General features: G+C 43.4%; 16 protein-coding genes. 4 read left to right on the top strand and 12 right to left on the bottom strand.

The window, feature by feature from the left end:
* Positions 1-124 precede the first annotated feature (124 nt).
* Entirely contained in the window at positions 125-595 is a 471-nt protein-coding gene (locus tag NQ505_RS14880) for a nucleoside deaminase (RefSeq protein WP_004297398.1), read from the top strand.
* 39 nt (positions 596-634) lie between these two features.
* On the top strand, positions 635-1441 hold the full coding sequence (locus NQ505_RS14875; RefSeq protein ID WP_008999132.1) for a fimbrillin family protein: 807 nt from the start codon (positions 635-637) through the stop codon (positions 1439-1441).
* A 120-nt stretch (positions 1442-1561) separates the two neighbouring features.
* Here the strand turns inward: NQ505_RS14875 and NQ505_RS14870 are convergent, their stop codons facing one another.
* Together NQ505_RS14870 and NQ505_RS14865 are read right to left on the bottom strand one after the other, a co-directional pair.
* Positions 1562-3157, bottom strand: a complete 1596-nt coding sequence (locus tag NQ505_RS14870; RefSeq protein ID WP_008999131.1) for a hypothetical protein — start codon at positions 3155-3157, stop codon at positions 1562-1564.
* A gap of 25 nt (positions 3158-3182) precedes the next feature.
* Entirely contained in the window at positions 3183-4529 is a 1347-nt protein-coding gene (locus NQ505_RS14865; RefSeq protein WP_004297394.1) for a hypothetical protein, read from the bottom strand.
* Positions 4530-4681: 152 nt separating this feature from the next.
* Between NQ505_RS14865 and prmA the strand changes: the two genes are divergently transcribed.
* Complete coding sequence (gene prmA, locus NQ505_RS14860; protein WP_008999130.1) at positions 4682-5530, top strand: 50S ribosomal protein L11 methyltransferase; 849 nt, start codon at positions 4682-4684, stop codon at positions 5528-5530.
* A gap of 124 nt (positions 5531-5654) precedes the next feature.
* Here prmA and NQ505_RS14855 read toward each other — a convergent pair whose 3' ends face one another.
* The 10 genes from NQ505_RS14855 to NQ505_RS14810 form a co-directional block, all read right to left on the bottom strand.
* Entirely contained in the window at positions 5655-6161 is a 507-nt protein-coding gene (locus NQ505_RS14855) for a flavodoxin (protein ID WP_008999128.1), read from the bottom strand.
* A gap of 12 nt (positions 6162-6173) precedes the next feature.
* A complete protein-coding gene (locus tag NQ505_RS14850; RefSeq protein ID WP_008999127.1) occupies positions 6174-8210 on the bottom strand; it encodes a thiamine pyrophosphate-dependent enzyme in 2037 nt (678 codons plus the stop codon).
* A 37-nt stretch (positions 8211-8247) separates the two neighbouring features.
* A complete protein-coding gene (locus NQ505_RS14845) occupies positions 8248-9666 on the bottom strand; it encodes a dihydrolipoamide acetyltransferase family protein (RefSeq protein ID WP_008999126.1) in 1419 nt (472 codons plus the stop codon).
* Between the two features lie 108 nt (positions 9667-9774).
* Positions 9775-10497 carry a biotin/lipoate A/B protein ligase family protein gene (locus tag NQ505_RS14840; RefSeq protein WP_008999125.1) on the bottom strand — a complete coding sequence of 241 codons (723 nt, stop codon included), beginning with the start codon at positions 10495-10497 and terminating at the stop codon, positions 9775-9777.
* A 19-nt stretch (positions 10498-10516) separates the two neighbouring features.
* Positions 10517-11860: a dihydrolipoyl dehydrogenase gene (gene lpdA, locus NQ505_RS14835; RefSeq protein WP_008999124.1), complete on the bottom strand. Its 1344-nt coding sequence runs from the start codon at positions 11858-11860 to the stop codon at positions 10517-10519.
* 75 nt (positions 11861-11935) lie between these two features.
* A complete protein-coding gene (locus NQ505_RS14830) occupies positions 11936-12829 on the bottom strand; it encodes a glycoside hydrolase family 25 protein (RefSeq protein WP_008999123.1) in 894 nt (297 codons plus the stop codon).
* Between the two features lie 154 nt (positions 12830-12983).
* Positions 12984-14630, bottom strand: coding sequence for a diphosphate--fructose-6-phosphate 1-phosphotransferase (locus tag NQ505_RS14825; RefSeq protein ID WP_004307609.1), 1647 nt, complete (start codon positions 14628-14630; stop codon positions 12984-12986).
* Positions 14631-14836: 206 nt separating this feature from the next.
* Complete coding sequence (locus NQ505_RS14820) at positions 14837-16216, bottom strand: efflux transporter outer membrane subunit (protein ID WP_004297381.1); 1380 nt, start codon at positions 16214-16216, stop codon at positions 14837-14839.
* Complete coding sequence (locus NQ505_RS14815) at positions 16216-19320, bottom strand: efflux RND transporter permease subunit (RefSeq protein ID WP_008999122.1); 3105 nt, start codon at positions 19318-19320, stop codon at positions 16216-16218. The genes NQ505_RS14820 and NQ505_RS14815 overlap by 1 nt, the downstream gene beginning before the upstream one ends.
* Before the next feature lie 3 nt (positions 19321-19323).
* On the bottom strand, positions 19324-20580 hold the full coding sequence (locus tag NQ505_RS14810) for an efflux RND transporter periplasmic adaptor subunit (protein WP_008999121.1): 1257 nt from the start codon (positions 20578-20580) through the stop codon (positions 19324-19326).
* 272 nt (positions 20581-20852) lie between these two features.
* Between NQ505_RS14810 and NQ505_RS14805 the strand changes: the two genes are divergently transcribed.
* Positions 20853-23069 (top strand): patatin-like phospholipase family protein, encoded by a 2217-nt coding sequence (locus NQ505_RS14805; RefSeq protein ID WP_008999120.1) that lies wholly within the window; start codon positions 20853-20855, stop codon positions 23067-23069.
* Positions 23070-23133: the final 64 nt, after the last annotated feature.

Raw genomic sequence — 23133 nt, 5'->3', positions numbered from 1 at the left:
CTTGCGAAGTTTACTGATACTGTTAAAAAATTAATAGGAATATTCCATTGTATATTGTTAGTTTTTTCTATCTTTGTAAAAAGAAGCAAAGGGAAAATGAAACTAACAATATATTTTTTGTGCCATGACTAGAGAAGACTTAATGCGGAAAGCGATCGAGCTCTCCAAAGAAAATGTTGAAAATGGTGGAGGTCCTTTCGGTGCTGTGATTGCCACGAAAGAGGGGGAAATAGTTGCAACAGGAGTAAATCGTGTTACGGCATCTTGTGACCCAACTGCTCATGCCGAAGTGAGTGCAATACGTGCCGCAGCTGCCAAACTCGGTACTTTTAATCTTAGCGGATACGAAATCTATACTTCCTGCGAACCTTGTCCCATGTGTCTCGGTGCTATTTACTGGGCACGATTGGATAAAATGTACTATGGAAACAATAAGACCGATGCCAAGAATATTGGCTTCGACGACTCTTTTATCTATGACGAACTGGAACTGAAGCCTGAAGACAGAAAGCTTCCTTCCGAAATCTTATTGCATAATGAAGCCCTTACTGCCTTCAAAGCCTGGGCGGCCAAAGAAGACAGAGTAGAATATTAAAAACCTCTCACTATTATTAACCTATTAATTACCCCTCAAATGAAAAGAAAAAGCCTTTTATTTGTCATGGCATCAGTATGCCTGTTCAGTTGTCAACAGCAAGAAGAACTGCAAGATCCCAGTAAAGAAGGTATCAACTTTCTTACTACTGTCGACAATGAAAGTATCACTGACGCTGTTACTCGTAGCAGCAGTAACCTGTCACTCCCTTTAAAAAGTAGTTTTTCAGCTGGAGACGTCATTTCAATGTCCGTTTCCGAGCAGGAATATCAGCCTTTTACTTTGGGAGTAGATAACCAAAATTGGAGCGAGACAGCTACAGATGCGGAAGCTGTAACTTTCTATGCTCATTATCCCGAATTGTCCGGTGATGTAACGACTAGATCCCTCTTTAGTCGCTACCGTGACATCAAAGGCGGTTTAGAATATTTGTTCGGCACAGCCCAAGCCAGCAAAGGTTCTAGCAATGTAGCCCTTACATTCAAGCGAATGACTGCGCCCGTTATTCTACTTGATGAAAAAGGCAACCCGTACGAAGGTAAAGCAATCGTTAAACTTTTCTTGAAGAACAAAGGTGTGCAGGATCTTTTCAACGGTAAAATCGAAGCTGACAAGAATGCAACCCCGGAATATATCAGTATCCGGAAAATTTCAGAAGGTATCCTGACTAACTTGATTCCACAGATAATCAAGGCTGGTGAGAAGATTGGTTCTGTAGTTGTAGACGATAAGGAAGAACCTATCATCGCAGATCAGGATATTACCATAGAAGCCGGAAGTCCTGTTACGATGAGACTTTACGGAGGCCGCGGAATTATTGATGAACGGACTCCGTTACGCAGATAAAACAAAAGAATAAAAGTGATACTAATAAAAATCCCCGGAACCGCTGTAGACACTCAGCATTCCAGGGATTTTTTACACACAAAAGTTATTATTGAAATTGAAAACTGTCTCTTTATTAGATTAGAAGCGCATACCTACGGTAAGAACCACCTTATGATTATTATTGGTTACCTTTGTTCCTGGTAATTCTAAACTATCAAAAGCATAGAATGTTTCTTTATAAGTGTTATACAAATATGCCATATCCACATAGAAACTTTCACCACGATAACCACAACCGAATGTATAATTATTAGTAGCACCCGGATTAGAGAACTCCGTATCAGTACGCATTGAGTTTACAGGAAGATACTTAAAAGCGTCTGATTTCAAAGGAGCAGTTATATGATTATATCCCAAACGGAATGAAAATTCCGGTGCTAGCTTAAATTCAGCTCCAACACGAAGTGTATGAACAGGCTTCATCATCGCTTTAATGTCTTCCGTCTGACCTAATTCATATCCGTCCGGATCTTTCATTTTAGCTTTAGTACGGTCTGAATATTCATACTCAACTCCCAATGCAACGGAAGAACCGATAGTATATCCCATACTTGCATTGAATTTCCACGGAGTAACTAATTTATATTCATATTCTCCTTCAGTATCATTTCCACGAGCATCATAAGGTCTGGTAATATCCTTTGTTTCTTCATTTAAATCAAAAGCAAGATAAGCAGTATTGCGTTCCTTCAAACTAAAGAAAGTCGGAGTATGCACAGCAGCACCTATACGGAATGAAGATGACTCAAAAGGACGAAGAATGAAACCAAGTTTAAAATCAACTCCACTACCATCTACCCAAAAGTCATTTCCTAAGGTATATCCTCCATGCCCATTTCCATCCTTATCTGTAAAGTCTTCATTATATTCGCTGGTTCTATCATAATTCACACTGTAAAGTCCTAATGTAGCTCCAACATAAAAACGATCATAAAAATTCAACGCACCATTCAAATCAAAAGAATGGATGCCTCCACTTTCTTTTGAACGATAGGACTGACTCACAGCATCTCCTGCCTGAAAATAGGGCAGATACCCCTCAAAGGGAGGTTCTGCATCCGGATTATCAGGATCAACTTCCCCGTAAACAGGATTCACTAAATGAGCATTATATCCCATAATACCCAACCAAGGCAATTCCGGATTTTGGAAAGCATCATCGCTCCTCAAAGCTGCTTCTGTAAATGGATCAAAACCTCCGTATGAATCAAAGTTCACCATATTTGCCATCTGCACTGTTTGAGAGGTATTGAATACTCCACTCATCAGCATACTTCTATTGAATGACTTCATTTTGCGATAATTGAAACCAAAGTTGGCAAATCTCAACGCTGTTGTATTCCCTATTTTTGTAGAGAACACAAATCCGGCATTATCGAATGAGCCATGAAACTTGTCAAGACTCGCTCCATTAGCTTTTGTTCCTGTATTATCAAAACCAAATGACACCATAAAATCATTGCTGCGATAAATTCCGATACCGGCAGGATTGGTTCCCATAGTGGTAATATCTCCACCCAAGGCTCCCATAGCACCACCCATACCTACAAAACGAGCAGTTCCATTTAAATCACTTCCCATCCATCGGTTTGCATCATAGATAGTTGTTTGAGCATTTAGAAATCCTACGCCTATCAAAAGAATACAAATCGCTAATATTCTATTACTTTTCATAATCAATCTCTTTTGAAATTATAAATTATCTTCTATAGCTACCGCCAGAACTACGTGAAGAGCCACCACCGCCACTACTACGTGAAGAACTGCCACTGCTACCAGAACTGCGAGAATAACTACCACTGCTACCTGATGAGTAGCTACTTCCACTACTTCTTGAATAGCTACCTGAATTGGAAGAGCGGGATGATGATCTATCAGGTGTATAGCTTCGTGATGTGGAAGTTGAACTTCCGCGTGAGTAGCTACTACCGCTACTGCGACTAGTACTTGTTCTGGAATTTCCCGTTGAACTGTTACTTCTAGTATAGGAAGAACCAGAATTACGTGTGCTAGTACCGGAACTACGTGTACTGCTTGGGCGTGTGTATGTTTCCGTATTCCTACGAGAATATGAACTTCCCGAACGAACAGAACCATTACTACTGCTACGAGTATAATCACGTGTTCCTACTACTCTGCTATTTGCACCTGTAGTGGTACCGGAACGACGAACACTTTGTCCAACTGAAGAATTAGTAGGCCGTGTAGTTGATGAACCTGTTCCTCTTCTATAAGAAGTAGAATTATAATTTCTCGAACCTGAATAATAGGAACGGTTATTTCCATTTATCACACTACGTCCGGCATAATAAGGTCTTCCACCTCCGCCCCAGCCCCAGCTAGGACCACCGTGCCAGTGGTGATGATGTCCCCAATAACCGCCGCCATACCAGCCACCCCAGTAGCCGCCATACCAGCCGCCCCAATAACCCGGAGAATATCCCCAAGCGTAATAAGGACGATTCCATCCCCAGCCATAGTTCCATCCCCAGCCGTAAGAGCCATAACGCCAATCCCACCAGAGTGGATTACTGAATGTCGGGAACGCATAAGCATACATACCGTCGGTATATACATTCCAGTCCCATGAATTCGGACCGTAAACTACATCCCAATACAACGGGCTGCTGATGCTGATAGCAAAACGAGGATTGCGGAAACGGATGATACGTTCAGCGTATTCATAGTCGTCTTCCGTACCATTGAATTCGCCTGTCACCCATTCTCCGTCCAAATCCGGATTAGATTTTTCTTTTATATATAAGGTATCATTATCCATTACGAATTCATTATCACGTGCATCGTAACGGCGGTTATATTCATCCACATCCCGTGTTCTTCCCTTACGGTCCTGAACCACTACTGTAGTACCCGGTGAAGTATAGATGTTGGTCACCTGTTTCTTCGTTTCCTTCTTAACCGGAGTTTCTTTCTTCTCCTGTTTGTCTTTTGAAGGAATGAAGTAAAGGTCGTCATCAACGCTTTGTGCCATCAAGCCTATCGGGAGGCACAAGGCAAATAGCAAGAAATAAACAATCTTTTTCATATCATCTCGGTTTATGTAATTACTTAAACTTATTCATGTTACAAAGATAAGGAAGAGATTTTTCGTCCGAGGGAGATTTTCCCCAAAGGATAATAGGGAAATCCCTATTTCTAACTATCTTTGTCCATTATTCACCAGAATTAAAAACAACTATGAAGTATTTTGAGTTCACATTCCGCACCCACCCTTGCACAGAAATCGTCACTGACGTACTGGCTGCCGTACTGGGTGAAGTCGGGTTTGAAAGTTTTGTTGAGTGTGAAGGCGGACTGACCGCATATATCCAACAGACAATCTGTGATGAAAACGCCATCAAGATTGCCATCACCGAGTTCCCCCTACCCGATACGGATATTACTTATACATACACCGAAGCGGAAGATAAGGACTGGAATGAAGAATGGGAAAAGAATTTCTTTCAACCCATCATTATCGGAAACCGATGTGTGATTCACAGCACTTTCCACCAAGATATTCCCAAAGCGGAATATGACATTGTCATCAATCCTCAAATGGCCTTCGGAACAGGACACCACGAGACTACCAGCCTCATCATTGAAGAATTGTTGGACAGCGAATTGAAAGATAAATCTCTGCTCGATATGGGCTGCGGAACTTCAATTCTTGCCATCCTCGCACGTATGCGGGGCGCACGCCCCTGTACAGCCATCGACATTGATGAATGGTGTGTACGAAACTCCATCGAAAATATCGAATTGAACCACGTAGACGATATTGCCGTTTCACAAGGAGATGCCTCGTCGCTTACAGGAAAAGGACCTTTCGACGTTATCATCGCCAACATCAACCGGAATATATTACTGAATGATATGAAGCAATATGTTGCCTGCATGCATACGGATTCCGAACTCTATATGAGTGGATTTTATGTAGACGATATTACCGCCATCCGCGAAGAAGCGGAAAAGAACGGATTGACTTTCGTTCATTATAAAGAGAAGAATCGCTGGGCAGAGGTGAAGTTTGTTTATAAAGGATAAGAGTTCTGATGGATGTAGAAAAAATAGTGACGGTATATGCTTGGGATAGTGACGCTATCCCAAGCATATACCGTCACTATTTGTATCGGATAGCGTCACTATCTTATAAGGAGAAACAAAGTTGTTACGCGAACTCTTTCTTTACCTGTTGACACCATGCTTTTATTTTCTTTTCCGCCTGCTCGGACTGATTATCCAAATCGACAACCAAACCGCACCACTGCTCACCACGTAAAGCTTTGGAACGTTCGAAAGTATAACCTTCGGAAGAAGTAAAACCAACTAAAGTAGCCTCATCTTCTTCAAATACCTCCGCCAACAGACCGATTCCATCTGCAAAATTCTCCGGATAGCGTATCTGATCTCCCAGACCGAAAATAGCAACCTTCTTACCTTTTAATTTCATTGTCCGGAGTTCCGGCAACAGTTCGTCCCAATAAGTAGGAAGTTCTCCATCAAACCAAGTGGAAGCACCCACAATGAAGCAGTCATAAGCAGCAAAGTCATTTTGCCAAGCCTGTTCAATAGGCACTGTCTCTATCTTTTCCTTACCGAATTCTTTCTGTATTTTCTCTGCCACCCAACTCGTTCTTTCGGCTTTGGTAGCATAAAATAAACCTATCTTTTTCATAATCCACACTATTTAATATTCCAATAATCTCCGGGCAGCCTCGTATATCTTGGCCTCATCCGGCAGAATTTCCTTTTCCAAAATCGGATTAAAACCGACAGGAGTAAAAGTAGAACCGACACGCTGCACCGGTCCATCGAGATAGCGGAACATCTCTCCACTAATCATAGCAGCAAGCTCCGCACCAAAACCGGAGAATACTTTATCTTCATGAACCACCAATGCCTTGCTCGTTTTCTTGACCGATTCGAATATCGCCTCTTTATCCAACGGAATCAAGGAGCGAATATCAATGACTTCCACTTTCCAGCCACCTTCTTTTTCCAATCGTTCTGCTGCGTGCAGACAGAAATGGGTAGTATTGCCATAGGTAATAATGCTCAAATCTGATCCCTCACGACGAATACGTGCTTTCCCGAAAGGTACTTCAAAATCTTCCGGCACTACTGCCGCTGCTTCTACCGAATTATACAATGCTTTCGGTTCGAGGAACAGCGTGAAGCCTTTGGATCGCATACTGGTACGAAGTAATCCGGCAGCATCATCCGCAAAAGATGGGCAGACAATACGTGCCCCCGGTAAAGTGGTCAAAGCTCCCTCCAGGTTTTGAGAATGATACAAGCCTCCACCGATATAGCCACCGGAAGCCAGACGCAGAGTTATATTCGGAGCAAATTTCCCGTTGCTACGCCAGTACTCATGTGTACACTCCACATATTGTTCTACGGCAGGCCAGAAATAATCGGCAAACTCCGCTCCCTCAATCACCACATGAATTTTAGGATCAAAGCGACTCATTCCATTGGCGGTGCCTACAATATAATCTTCCGCAATCGGCGCACTGAATACACGGGCTTCGCCGAATTCCTGCTGCATACCTTTGGTTACATTAAACACGCCTCCTTTTTCCCTGTTTGCCACATCCTGTCCCCAAATAAAGGTATCGGGATTATGGCGGAATTCAGCTTTCAATGTTTCATTAATGGCATTGACCAGAAAAGTCTTCTCCCCTTCCGCCTCGTGTGTACCGTCTTTATATTTCTGTGGCTGATAAGGTTCGGACATTACAAAATCATAAATGCTTTTAGGATCAGGATCGGGAGCAGCCAAAGCCTTCCGGTTGGCAGCAGACAATTCTTTCTTTGCATCAGCTTCTATTTGTTGCAGTTCTTCCTCGGTCAGACGTTTATAACGCAGTAGCATCCGGCGGAACTTCATCAAGGGATCAGCATCTTTCACATATTCCAATTCATTCTCATCCCGATACAAGGTGTGTTTATCTGAATTGGAGTGCGAACCGATCCGGACACAATTCGCCTGCACAATAACCGGATTACGGGTGCTGATAGCATATTCCCGTGCTTCGGTCATAGCATTCATCGAATCGAATACATCCTTTCCGTTACAATAGATAATCTTCAGGTTCTTGAAGCCCGAGAAGTTCTCGGCTACTTTACGGTTGGCAGTCTGTTCCGATTTGGGTACGGAAATACCATACCCATTATCTTGTATTACAAAAATCACCGGAAGACGTTCGAGGCTGGCACCATTGATAGCTTCGTAAACGAATCCTTCGGAAGTAGCCGACTCTCCGTGAGAAGTGATGGCTACGCCTTTATGTCCATAATATACCATTGCTCTGGCCACACCTGCTGCGTGAAGGTCGTGTGTGCCAGTAGCAGAGGAGATGTTTTCAATATGCCATTCCGGTTTGGCGAAATGGTTCGACATGTGACGTCCTCCGCTACCTGGGTCCGTTGCTTTGGAAATACCGTTCAGGATAACTTCTTCAGCGGTCATTCCGGCGGAAAGCACGGTTAACATATCCCGGTAGTATGGAAACAGGAAATCTTCACCGAGGGTGAATACCTGACCGACAGCAAGTTGAATACCATCATGCCCTGCATAGGGAGCATGATAAGACCAACCCAAAGATTGCAACAGGTAAGACGGTGCCTTTTCGTCCAAGGCACGCCCCAATGTCATCAGATGATACCACTTTTTCAGGGTTTCTACATCTGTAGTCTTTATATCATATTTCTTTTTCATGAGTAATGAAGTTCTTAATGAATGAAACAATCAGTTATCAGCCTTTCCAATTTTCGAGATAGTCGGCTATAAAATGCAGGAAGTTACCTCCCAACATTCCGTCTACTACCCGATGATCGTAAGACAAAGACAAGTACATTTTATGCCGGATTGCAATCGTATCACCCTCCGGAGTTTCTACAACAGCAGGTTTCTTCTCAATATATCCTACTCCCAGGATAGCTACTTGCGGCTGATTAATGATTGGCGTACCGAACAGGCTCTTGAATGTACCAAAATTGGTTATCGTAAATGTCCCCCCATCAATATCTTCCGGCATTAATTTGTTATCCCTTGCTTTCAAGGCCAGAGAATCGATAGCAACAGCCAACCCGTTCAGATTCAGATGATCGGCATCATGCACCACAGGAACAATCAGATTTCCATCATTCAAAGAGACGGCAATACCGACATTAATATGCTTTTTGAAAAGAATATTGTATCCATCTACCGATACATTCACCTGTGGATAGGCAGCCAATGCTTTTGCCACGGCTTCCGTTATCACAGGCATATAAGTCAGTTTCACTCCTTCGCGACGGAAGAAAGCGTCTTTATTCTTTTCACGCCAACGCACCAATTTGGTAACATCTACTTCTACTACATTGGTCACGTGAGGAGATACTTTTTTAGACATAACCATGTGGTCGGCAATAATCCGACGAACACGATCCATCTCTTTTACTTCGACTCCAGGCATTGCAACAGGAGCAGACGATTTAGATAAGGTGGCAGCCGGCTGGATAGCAGCGGCAGATGTAGCCGGAGCAACCTTCGGACTTGCCTGTTCAGAAGAAACAGCAACTGATGGTTTGCTTGCGGCCGGAGCAGCAACAGCAGATGCCGGCTTCGGTGCAACACTACCTCCTCTTTTCTTCTTTTCAATATAATCTTTTATATCTTTCTTACTCAATCGCCCTTCATAACCGGTTCCTTGTATAGCATCCAACTCTTCTTTCGGAATTTTAGCTTCCCGCGCCAACTGGATCACAACAGGAGAGTACCAACGTTCTTCCTCTGCAACAACAGGTTTCGATGCAGTATTCGCTGATTCGTTTTTAGCAGTTTCCACTGATGATGGTGATGTTTCAGAAACATTTGCAGCAACCTGACCTGCATCGGCTTTCTCTCTTACAACTCCTTCGTTTACCGGCTCCGTTCCTGAAGATTCTTCTCCATCCAAATCAATTATAGCGACTACTGTTCCTACAGCAACCGTATCACCCTCCTTATATAAAATCTCCACCACTTTTCCCGCTACGGGAGAAGGGATCTCCGCACTTACTTTGGCAGTATTCACTTCAAAAAGCACATCGTCTTCCTGAATCATATCACCTACCTTTACAGACCAAGAGACGATTGTCCCTTCGGTTATACTCTCGCCCAACTTAGGCATTTTTATTTCGAATTTTGACATAGACAGTAAATTTATTATTCAACCTTGATATATTACAACAACGGGCTGAAATAGAAAGTTTTAAGTTAAGTAAATTTTAACCGGATACTGACAAAGCCAGCCCGGACATCAACGACTATATATCCACTCTTTCTGAATATATTTCCCTTCCCGGAGCTGATTAACAGCCTCTATTTCCTTCCCGGTAAAAGCACTGACAGATTGGGACTTACTGAAATACTGAAAAGCCTTCTCTTTAAAATCAGTTACAGTTCCCTCCGGTAAATAACTCCGAATATTGGTTACCTCACTCCGAACGGAAGGAACGGCATATACTGACGATAAAGTTTCATCATCAACCATCGGTTCCGGATTCAAAGCTTTATGCAATGCTGTCAGATCCGTATCATACAATAAAGTGCAATGATACAACACCCGATTCTTATGTACGCATTGCGCACTCCCTGATATTTTCAATCCATTCAGATAAATCCCCAGTCGTTCGCCTCCTTTTGCCATCAGGCCTATAGAGTTCAGGAAATCCAATGTCCGTTGCAAGTACGTAACAAATTCCGGCAATCGGGGAGCCGTTTCTATAAAAGTCAGATTGATATTGCCCAAATCATGGTACACCGCTCCCCCACCCGAAAAACGACGGGCAATATGTACTCGTTCCTGTTCCGCCCATTTCTTATCGACTTCCGACCGCAACCGCTGATGCTTACCTATTACCACAGAAGGAGTATCCTGCCAAAGCATGAAAATATCTTCATTTCCCTGCTTCAACAGATACTCTTCTGCTGCCAAGTGAAAGTAAATATCAGTAAACGGACTATAGATACATCGAATCATAGATCAAGCGGAATAAGAGTTAAAACATAATTTCGTGATAGATCTCTCCAACCGTAGGATGTGGAAACACAGTCTTCTGGAATTCCTCCACCGTGTACCCTCTCTGAATAGCAATACCTACTATCACAATAAGTTCTGATGCAGGATTTCCCAACATGTGACAACCGATAATCTTCCCATCTTCATCCTGAATCAGCTTACAGAGTCCGTTTCCCTGTTCATTCTCCGCAACGAACCGTCCGGAATAAGCCATCGGTAATTTTGAAACACGGTAAGGAACTCCTGATTTTACCAGTTCTTCTTCCGTCTTTCCCACTCCCGCCACTTCAGGGTTGGTATAAACGACTCCCGGAACACAATCGTAATTCATCCGGTCTTCCACTCCTAAAATATGATTGATGGCGACTTCCGCTTCACGGATAGCAGTATGCGCCAATAAAGAGTAGCCTGTAATATCACCACACGCATATACACGAGGATGCGAAGTCAACAGATGTTCGTCTACTTTCACTCCATTCCGATGCAGTTCTATATTCAGCTTGTCCAGTCCCACCTTGGATAGATTTGCCTTACGTCCTACACTAAGCAAGATCTTCTCCGCTTCAATAGCAGACATCTTGCCTTCTTTTTCTATCACAACTCCATGAGGATTTACTTCCACCACTTTCGTATTCAAATAGAAAGTGACTCCCCGTTTGGCATATTCGGCACGAAGCATACCACTGGTTTCCTTATCCATCGCTCCCAGAATCTCCGGCATCATTTCTACAACATGTACTTTCACGCCCATACTGTTGAAGAAAGAAGCAAACTCCATCCCGATCACCCCGCCACCAATAATGACCAGTGTCTTAGGGAGTTCCTTTATCTCCAATGCCTCCTTGGAAGTCCAATAACTGATTTCTGACAGTCCCGGTATAGGAGGAATCACTGTATCAGAGCCGGTACATACCAGCAAATATTTCACGGAATAGGTTTCTCCGTCACAAGTGATTTGTATTTTCCCCTCTTTCTCTCCTTCTATCAGAGCTTCCTTTTCTATAATAGTCACTCCGTAAGAACTCACAGTCATCTTCACACCGCCCGTCAACATTTTTACTGTTTTATCTTTACGGCTCATAATCTTGGATAAATCGAACGAAGGAGATTCGGCAGAAACGCCGTATTTGGAAGCACTCTTGATGCTATCCAGTATTTTAGCAGAATATAACAAAGTTTTAGTAGGAATACACCCCTCATTGAGACATACTCCCCCCATTGCCTTTTTCTCAAAAAGAACGGCCTTTAATCCGTTGGCCCCTGCCCGTTCGGCAGCTGTGTACCCGGCCGGACCACCACCAATAATAGCTATATCAAAGTTCATAATCGTATTTTTTTAGTAATAATACGATTATAACAAATATGAGAAGAGATAAGTTGTAGGGAAAAGAAATACCCGTTACTTAATTGTCAGCTTTTTAAGTTCCTCTAACGAGCCATTGAACACATTCAAATCTACGTATTCTTTAATGCCGGGGACACTTCCTACATCCGTATGTTGCCAAAAGTGCCATTTTCCCTGATACCGCACAGAGTCCACATAATAATGGGCAATCCAGTAAGGGTATGCATTGAAGATAGAGTCGTCCAGATAACGGGTTTTAAATTTATAAGAGGTATAAAGAATAGGCTTCACTCCATAATGAGATTCCACCCGGTCGAGCCAGCGTTTGATGCCTTGCTGTAATTCCTTTTTTTCCTTCCGCCCGGTCACTTCTACATCAAGTACGGGAGGTAAATCACCGGAAACAAGTTTTACCGTGCGAATAAAGAAGTCCGCCTGTTTCAAAGCATCCGTGCTTGGAATATAAAAATGATAAGCGCCACGGATAAATCCATGATTACGGGCATTGGCAAAATTTGCCTCAAATGTGGTATCGTTATGATCTCCTCCTTCTGTTGCCTTCATAAAGACAAAATGCAAAGGAGTAGCCGTCTCTTTATTCTGCAACAGCTTCTTCCAGTCAATCTTTCCCTGATAGTGAGAAATGTCAATACCATGAATATCATATCCGTCAGGGATGCAGACACCATATTCCTTTAAGCCATGGCAAGGTTTCCATCGATAAGCATAAGGGCGGATAAAGAAATAATAGAAAGCGACGGAGAAACAACCGACAATCATCACTGCCAGAATATTACGAAGCCAGGTAGGCATCACAGTTCGATGCTTCACCTGTTCCTTTTTTAAAGTACGGGAAGTCTTGGAAGAAGAAGTCGTTCCCTTTCTTTTAGTAGTGGAAACAGTTCTTTTCTTCTGTACGGCAGACATCGGGTTGTTGCGTTGCGGCATTTACTTTAAACGATCAATGTTTTTAGAGATAGGCACGGATTACACGGAATACAGGGTTATAAGAAATAACTAAAAACCGTATTAATCCGCGTAATCCGTGCCTGAAAGAACCCTTCATTGCAGCTGTTGTATCAACAACTGCTTTGAAGTGTATTTATTTAGCTTGTTCCAGTTGCAAAGTCTTAGTTGCCTGGTCGCAAACTTCTGTAGGACCGAAGTATTGGATCGGACCCGGATATACATAATCCGTTTCGATAGCCCAACGTTCGCGTTGTGAAGCAAATGCTTTGAAAGGAGCACCATCCAGTTTTACCAATGCTTTCTGGATAACCGGCTTCATTTCACCGTGACGACGTTCCATGTTCATCATCATGGTAATAGGCACACCACCAGCAATCCATTCAGCAGCAGGAGCTGTTGTGTTACGTACAGAAGACATATAACCAGTCTTACCGTTAGCAATCAACATAGAAGCTGTGTAACCCAAAGAGTAGCAATAGTCAGCGTCAAAGTTTGACGGAGCAGCACAACGTCCTTCATAACCGAAGAAGTGGTGTTGAGCAGCAAATTTACCAACATACTTGCCTTCTTCTTTCCATGCAGCCAACTTAGTAGCTACCATTTCAGACAACAGTTTTTCAGTTTCGATCAATGAAACCTGAACGTTTCCGTGCGGGTCACGATCCAAAGTCAACTGACGGGCAACACCTTCCGGCAGACTAGCATAAATAGCAGAGTTTTCCGGAGAAAGTTTGCGGATGATATAATCACGTTGGTGAGATTTCTTAATCTGACCGAATTCTTCAGCATTAGCAGCCAGGAAGTCATTCAATTCAGCAATCAGACGTTTCATGGCAGGAATGAACTCTACCAATCCTTCCGGAATCAAAACTGTACCGAAGTTGTGTCCTTGTGCTGCACGGTCTGCTACCACTTTAGCGATAGATGTCACCACATCGTCCAAAGACATATCTTTTGCTTCCACTTCTTCTGAAATGATACATACGTTAGGCTGTACCTGCAAAGCACATTCCAGTGCGATGTGAGAAGCCGAACGACCCATCAATTTGATGAAGTGCCAGTATTTACGTGCAGAGTTACAGTCACGTTGGATGTTACCGATTACTTCAGCATAAGTCTTACAAGCTGTATCGAAACCGAAAGAAGTTTCAATCATATCGTTCTTCAAGTCACCGTCGATTGTTTTCGGGCAACCGATTACCTGTACACCATACTTCTTAGCAGCATAGTATTCAGCCAATACACAAGCATTTGTGTTAGAGTCGTCACCACCAATGATAACCAGTGCCTTGATGCCCAGTTGTTTGATGATTTCAAGTCCTTTTTCAAACTGGCTTTCAGCTTCCAGCTTCGTACGTCCGGAACCGATGATATCGAAACCACCTGTGTTACGGTATTCGTCGATGATATCAGCAGTCAGCTCCATATAGTTGTGATCTACCAAACCACCAGGACCCAGAATAAAACCATATAATTTGTTTTCCGGGTTCAATTTCTTGATACCATCGAACAAACCGGAGATTACATTGTGTCCGCCCGGAGCCTGACCACCGGAAAGAATTACACCTACGTTCATAGCAGGAAGAGCAACAGCTTCACCAGCTTCGAATGTAATCAACGGCATTCCATACGTGTTCGGGAATAATGCTTTGATAGCTTCCTGATCGGCTACAGATTGAGTAGCAGCACCTGCTACAGCCTTAACAGCTCCTGATGCCAATGCTTTCGGAAGTTTGGGCTGGTAAGCAGCCCTTGCGATTTGCAATGCACTTTTAGTCATTTTCTTTAATTTTTTATTTAAAGGTGTTAGTAAGTTTCTTGTCAAACTTGAAAAGCGTTGCAAATTTCGCATTTTTTTCCGAATTATAAAAATTCTTCTTCTGTTGTTTTTAAGACAAAAGAAAGAAGAAAGAAAAATTAAGGCTATCTCCCGACGTGGGAGATAGCCTTTACGTTTTCTTCAGCGAGCTAATTTATAATATAATTCTAGGGATTCTGCTCCCAGCCTCCGCCAAGAGCCTTATAAAGTTGAACCACCGCAATCAACTCGTCACGAATGGCATTACTCAATCCGATTTGGGCATCAAAGTATCCACGTTGGGCATCCAACACATCCAGATAGTTGATGACTCCATTGATGTACTGCAATTGTGCCAGGTCCATGTAGCTCTTGGCCGAACGTTCCAGATTGGCACGAAGTTCGTACACTTCCTTAATCTTGTTGAAGTTGACAATCGCATTACGTGTTTCCTTGAAAGCTTCCAGTACGGATTTCTCATAACTATGTACTTCAGCCTCATAAGCAGCCTTCTTCGCTTTCAATGCCGCACGGTTCTTTCCCCAACCAAAGATAGGAGTTAATAAAGCTCCTTCCATAACTGCATAGGGAGATTTTAGAAGTTCCGACAAAGAAGTACTTTCACTACCGAAACCGCCTGTCAGGGCAAGACGCGGGAACATATTCGTATAGGCCACTCCTACTTTTGCATTGGCAGCAATCAATTTCTGCTCTGCCTGACGAATGTCGGGACGACGTTCCAACAAAGTAGACGGCAACCCTACAGGAAGTGTTTCCGGAGAGTTAAACTCCTGAAGCAAACGGGAACGGGCTATCTTATTAGGATATTCACCCGCAAGATAAGCAATATCGTTCTCTTTCAGGGAGATTTTACGTTCCAAGTCAGGAACCAGAGTGGCCGTACGTGCCAACTCCACTTGTGCCTGTCGATAGGAAGTCTCGGAAGTCAATCCACCGGCAAACCGGATACGTGCCAGGCGCACCCCTTCTTCACGGGCTTTTAATGTCTGTTTGACAATATCAAGCTCTGTATCCAAAGCTACCAGTTCATAGTAAGCCTGTGCCACTTCAGCCACAATCGTCATCTGCAATGCACGTTGTGCTTCAATAGATTGCAGATACTCAGCAATGCTGGCCGAACGCGCCCAACGCAGATTTCCCCAAAGATCGACTTCCCACGAAACGAGGAATTGTGCTTCAAAGGTATCCGATCTCTTGAAAGCATCTCCTCCATGATTCTCGAGTTCGCGTTCCCCTGTCACTTTTCCTTTAATATCCGGAAGCAATGCAGCCGTAGAAATTCGTTTCTGTGCAGCCATTTCTTTCACACGGGCAGCAGCAATCAGCATATCTTTATTATGATCCAGTGCACGCTCTATCAAACTTCTCAATGTAGCATCCGTATAAATATCCCTCCAGTCCTGGTCACCGAAGCTGACCGAATCCTGTGATCTTTCCAAGCTGTCGGGTAAATGAAGATCAGGACGGACATAGCTTTTCCCTACCTTGCAGGAAGTCAATACTCCGGCAAGTAACAGGATAGCAATATATAGTTTCTTTCGTTTCATTATTTCTTATGTTTTAAGATTTTCGACTTTGTTTTATACACCATCACAAAGAAGAACGGCACAAGAATGATACCAAATACGATGGCAAATATCATTCCGAAAAATACACCTGTACCGATTGCCTGCCGGCTTGCCGAACCCGGACCACTTGCCAGTACCATCGGAAGCATACCGAGCACAAAGGCAAGAGAGGTCATCAGAATCGGACGGAAACGCAATTTGGCTGCGTATATGGCCGATTGCACCAAGTCTTCACCTTTATCTACCTGCACCTTTGCGAACTCTACAATCAAAATTGCATTCTTAGCGGCAAGTCCGACCAACATAACCAAGCCAATCTGGAAATAGACATCGTTTTCCAATCCGCAAACCCATACTCCCAAATAGGCTCCCAAAGCAGCCACAGGTAAAGAAAGCAACACAGCAATAGGCACTGTCCAACTTTCGTATTGTGCAGCAAGGAAGAGGAAAACGAACAAGAATACCAGTGCCATCACCATACCTGTCTGACCTCCCGCCTGCTTCTCCTGATAGGAAAGGCCGCTCCATTCCAGACCGATATTATCGGGGAGATGATCTTTGGCAATCTGTTCCATGATCTCCATCGCCTGTCCGGAACTATATCCTTGCGCAGCTGCTCCACGAATAACGGCCGTAGTAAACATATTGAAACGTTTGATACTTCCCGGTCCTGTGGTATATGATGCATTTCCCAGAGAAGTCAATGGTACCATCGCTCCATTGGAGGCTTTCACAAAAAACAAATTAATATTGTCTTTGTGTTCGCGATAAGGAGCTTCTGCCTGAATATAAACCTTATATATACGGTTGAACATATTAAAGTCGTTCACATAAACCGAACCGGTATAAGCCTTCATGGTAGAAAACACATCAGCCAAAGGCACACCCAGCATCTTCACTTTGTCTCGATCCACATCAAAATAAAGTTGTGGGATTTCCGACTGCAAAGAAGATGACAAGCCCGCCAACTCTTTGCGTTTGGATGCGTAGTACATTAATGTATCTGTCGCGTCTACCAAATTATCAAAAGTGGCTTCTCCACGAGCTTCCAGCTGCATCTCAAAACCTCCCGAACTACCGAGCCCCGGAATAACCGGAGGGGTGGACAGATAGACTTTACATTCCGGATATTCCTCAAGATGTTTCTCTACCGTATGCATGATCTTCTCAATAGTGGTACTCTTCCGTTCCTCCCAAGGTTTCAGGATCACCGTCAGTTCAGCACGTCCCTGGTTACTTCCGACACGCGGACTACTTCCCGTTACATTCTGTATATACTCAATGTACGGGTTCTTTTCCAGATAAGCAATGGCACGCTCTGTCACGATACGGGTACGTTCCAGAGTAGCTCCTTCCGGCAGTTCTAATTCAATCTTGAAATATCCCTGATCTTCCACAGGTAAGAAACTGGTCGGAATAATACGATGAATCAACATGATAGCAATCAACACCATACCAAAAGCACTCAAAACTCGACGAGGATGCTTAATTGTACGAGTTACGGCAGCTACATACTTATTACTACCGATACCCAGCCATTCATTAATCTTCCGGAAAACGATATTCTTTTTCTTCCCGCTATCCGGTTTCAGAATCAGCGAACACATCACCGGACTCAATGTCAGAGCCACTACCGTAGAAATAAGTACGGACACTACAATTGTCACCGTAAACTGGCGATACAACTGTCCTGTAATCCCACTTAAAAAGCTAACTGGGACGAACACAGCCGCTAATACCAGTGAAGTGGCAATCAAAGCACTGGAAAGTCCGTTCATCGCTTTTTTCGTAGCTTCATAAGGACTTAGGTGCTCCGTTTCCATGATATGTTCTACACCTTCCACCACCACAATCGCATCATCCACCACAATACCGATGGCAAGGATCAATCCGAGCAATGTCAGGATATTCAGTGAGAAACCGAAAATCAACATGAATCCGAAAGTACCGATCAATGAAATAGGCACCGCCACTACCGGAATCAACGTTGCACGCCAGCTCTGCAAGGATAAATAAACCACCAAAACCACCAATACCAATGCTTCAAACAACGTCTTATATACTTCATGGATAGATTCGGAAATATAAGTCGTCATATCAAACGGAATCTCATAGCTCAATCCCTCCGGGAAGTTCTTGCTAATCTCATCCATCGCCTCTTTTACTCTCTCGGCCACTTCCATCGCATTGGCACCCGGTAACATATAAATACCAAGCACGGCAGCATTTTCACCGTTGATACCACTCTCTGTATTATACGAAGAAGCTTCCAGCGATACACGTGCCACATCTTTCAATCGAATGATAGAACCATTCGCATTGGCACGTACTACGATATCTTCAAATTGTCCTACAGTGGAAAGACGTCCCTGTGTCGTGATAGGAATCGTGATATCCAATCCTTGTACAGGCTGTTGTCCCAGCACACCCGCAGCTGATTCACGATTCTGATCTTTCAATGCATTCTGCAAATCCTGTACGGTCAGTCCGAAGTTTGCCAGCTTATCCGGCTGCGCCCATATCTGCATGGCATAATAACGGCTACCGATATTGGATACACGTCCCACTCCGGGAATACGGCGAATCACATCGAGCACATTGATAGTAGCAAAGTTACTCAAGTAAATCTCATCGAACTTTGGGTCAGTAGAAGTCAAACAAAGCGTCATCAACTGACTGGGAGCCTGTTTCTCTACCGAAATACCATTCTGAATCACTTCCGCCGGCAAACGGGATTCTGCCAGTTTCACACGGTTCTGAATCTCAACAGCAGCCAAATCCGGATCAGCAGATACATCAAAAGTAACTGTTGCCGAAAAACCTCCGGAGTTAGAACTATTTGATTCCATATAAAGCATCCCCGGAGTACCATTGATTTCCTGCTCAATCGGAGTAGCTACTGCCTGTGATACAGTAAGTGCACTCGCACCCGGATAAGAAGCACTAATTTTCACCACCGGAGGAGTAATCTGCGGGTATTGATCCACCGGAAGCATCGTCAGACCAATAATGCCGACAATCACAATCACGATGGAGATTACAGCCGAAAAGACCGGCCTATCTATAAAAAAAGTAACTTTCATCGTTTATTCTCCTTTCGCGTTATCCTTCGTTCCGGTAACATTTTCTTTCGCCCCGGCCACTTCATTTTTTGTCGCAGTTATACTATCCTGGGCTTCTGCATCCGGTTGGCTCACCCGTACTTTCATACCCGGAGTCAACTTATGGAACCCTTCTACAACTACCATTTCTCCTTCTGCCAATCCTCTTTCTACCACCACATTATTCCCGACTTCCGGTCCTAATTCGATAAAACGTTTCTCTACTGCATTATCCCTGCGCATGGTATAAATATATGCTCCACCCTTTTCGATGGTAACGGCTTTCATTGGAACAACGAGTGCTCCTTCACGAACATCCAGCAACAATTTCACCTTTGTAAACTGTCCCGGCAACAATACTTGTTTCGGATTAGGCATTTCTGCACGTACAGAGAAAGTACCGGTTTGAGGATCCACCTGGGGTTCGGCAAAATCCACGTATCCTTTGAATGGATAGACTGTGTTATCTGCCAATGTTATGGTAATATTGGGCTGCCAGGAACGGGTAGAATCCTGCTGTCCCAAATTAATATTTCTTTCTTTACTCTTCAGATAATCGAGTGCCGTCATACTAAAATCAACCAACACCGTATCACTCTTCACTATAGTAGCAAGCAATGATTTTCCCCCGGGTCCCACTAACGTACCCAAATCCACATTTCTTTCACTAATGTGTCCCGACAAAGGCGAACGGACAATGGTGTAGCCCAGCTCCAATTCAGCCTGTGCCAAATCCGCCTCACTCATGGCTACCGTTGCCTCAGCACTTTCATAAGCAGCTTCCGCATTATCCAAATCCAACTGGCTTGCAGCATTCTGCTCAAACAACGGACGGATACGTTTTAAATCACGCTCCGCCTTCAAAGCCTGCGCTTCGTCTTTTTTCAACTGCGCCCTAGCCTTATCAGCTTTGGCACGATACTGGTCCTGATTAATGACAAACAAAACCTGATTCTTATTGACATATGTACCTTCGGCAAAAAGCATATTTTCCAGATAGCCTTCCACCCGGGCACGGACTTCGACGAACTGTTGGGCACGAATACGCCCTACATACTCCCCGTATATCTCTACATCATCTTTCACTACCGGTTCTACAATGACTGTCGGCATTTCCGGCGCAGCCTTCTGAGGTCGGGTCAGTATCCAATACACACCCAACACAACTACCACACATATAATAGCAGCAATGGTTCTCTTTCTCCTCAGTTTCAACTCATGTTTCGAAAAGAATAATCTCATATCGAATCTTATTATTTAATTTAACTTATGTTTGTTCTATACTCTTATATGCAATTCATATACCAAAAATGCGTCGCAGACATTATTCGCTTACAATCAAAGCATTACAAAATCTTCTTCTTTTTGCAAAAGTGTGGAAATTCACTGTCTTGTGTAGAAATTATCCACATTTCCGACTTTTGGAACATTTTTTTTAATTCCCATTTCAACAACTAAACAAATTATGCTCTACATTTGTATTATATTAAACATCAACACTAGACCATGTCCTAATGAAAAAACAAATCTTTTCAACATTAGTTTTATCAATTGGCTTATTATTGCCTTTTTCTTTGCATTCCCAGGAACAAAGAAAAAAGGTAGGTGTCGTTCTAAGTGGCGGCGGTGCCAAAGGAATGGCACACATCAAAGCACTGAAAGTGATCGAAGAAGCCGGAATTCCTATCGACTATATAGCCGGTACCAGTATGGGAGCTATCGTAGGTGGTCTTTATGCCATCGGCTATACTCCGGAACAATTGGACAGTATGGTACGGAAGCAAGATTGGACATTCCTGTTGAGTGACCGTATCAAAAGAAGTGCCATGTCATTAACAGATCGTGAGCGATCTGAAAAATATACAGTCTCTATCCCTTTCACCAAAACTCCCAAAGATGCCGCTACCGGAGGAATCATGAAAGGACAGAATCTGGCTAATCTATTTTCAGACCTTACCGTGGGGTATCATGACTCCATCGACTTTAATAAACTACCCATTCCTTTTGCCTGTGTGGCTGCCAATGTTGTCAACGGAGAGCAAATCGTATTCCACGACGGAATACTCTCTACTGCCATGCGTGCCAGTATGGCTATCCCCGGTGTATTTACTCCGGTACGGCAAGACAGCATGGTATTAGTGGACGGTGGTATTGTAAACAACTATCCGGCGGATGTAGTGAAAGCAATGGGAGCCGATATTATCATCGGGGTAGATGTGCAAAATGCTCTCAAGAAAGCCGACAAGCTCAATAGTGTCCCCGACATTCTGGGGCAAATTGTAGATATCACCTGTCAGTCTAACCATGAAAAGAATGTAGATCTCACAGATACTTATATCCGTGTCAATGTAGATGGATATTCATCCGCCAGTTTTACTCCGGCCGCTATTGATACGCTGATGAGAAGAGGCGAAGAAGCTGCAAAAGACCAATGGAGTTCGTTGCTTGCCTTAAAAAAGAAAATAGGAATAGCCGAAGACTACACTCCGAAACAACACGGTCCTTATTCTTCTCTTTCCAATGCACGCACCGTTTATGTGACAGACATCTCATTTTCAGGAGTAGAAGTGGATGACAAAAAATGGCTGATGAAGAAATGTAAACTGGAAGAAAACAGTGATATCTCCACTCAACAAATAGAACAGGCCCTGTATCAGTTACGTGGCAGTCAGTCCTACTCCAGTGCCAGTTATACGTTGAAAGAGACACCTGAAGGTTATCACCTAAACTTCCTGTTGCAGGAAAAATATGAAAGAAGAATCAACCTGGGTATCCGTTTCGATTCGGAAGAGATCGCATCTTTGTTGGTCAATGCAACAGCAGACCTCAAAACTCGTATTCCTTCCCGATTGGCCCTTACCGGTCGGTTGGGTAAACGATATGCTGCCCGCATAGACTATACGCTGGAACCAATACAACAGCGTAATTTCAACTTCTCGTATATGTTCCAATACAATGATATCAATATTTACGAGGAAGGCGACCGTGCCTATAATACAACTTACAAATATCATCTGGCCGAATTCGGCTTCTCTGATGTATGGTACAAGAATTTCCGTTTCGGACTCGGTCTTCGTTTTGAATATTACAAATACAAGGATTTCCTGTTCAAGAAACCTGAAATTTCCGACCTGAAAGTAGAATCCGAACACTTTCTAAGTTATTTTGCCCAAGTGCAATATAATACCTATGATAAAGGACGTTTCCCTTCTAAAGGAAGTGACTTCAGAGCCGCCTATTCACTCTATACGGATAATATGGCACAATACAACGAACACGCTCCATTTTCAGCACTGAATGCTTCGTGGGCAAGCGTCATTCCTGTAACCCGCCGTTTCTCTATCATCCCTTCCATTTATGGACGTATCCTGATCGGAAGAGATTTTCCCTACCCACTGCAAAATGCCATTGGCGGTGACGTACCTGGTTTCTATATTCCACAGCAATTACCATTTGCCGGGGTTACCAATTTGGAATTGATGGATAACACCATTATGATTGCATCTATTAAGTTCAGACAACGCATGGGAGCCATTCATTATCTTACACTGACGGGTAACTACGGACTAACGGATAGTAATTTCTTCGATATATTGAAAGGCAAGCAATTATTCGGTATCAGTGCAGGCTATGGAATGGACAGTATCTTCGGGCCATTGGAAATATCATTGGGATATTCCAATCAGACGGACAAAGGAAGTTGCTTTGTGAATTTAGGGTATTACTTCTAATGTAATACAGTATTTTCGAAAAGCAAAAGAGGAGACCGCTTCACAGTGACCTCCTCCTTCTATA

The sequence above is a fragment of the Bacteroides sp. D2 genome, assembly GCF_025147085.1.
Lineage (GTDB): Bacteria > Bacteroidota > Bacteroidia > Bacteroidales > Bacteroidaceae > Bacteroides.
This window is presented reverse-complemented; position numbering and strand designations above follow the sequence as displayed.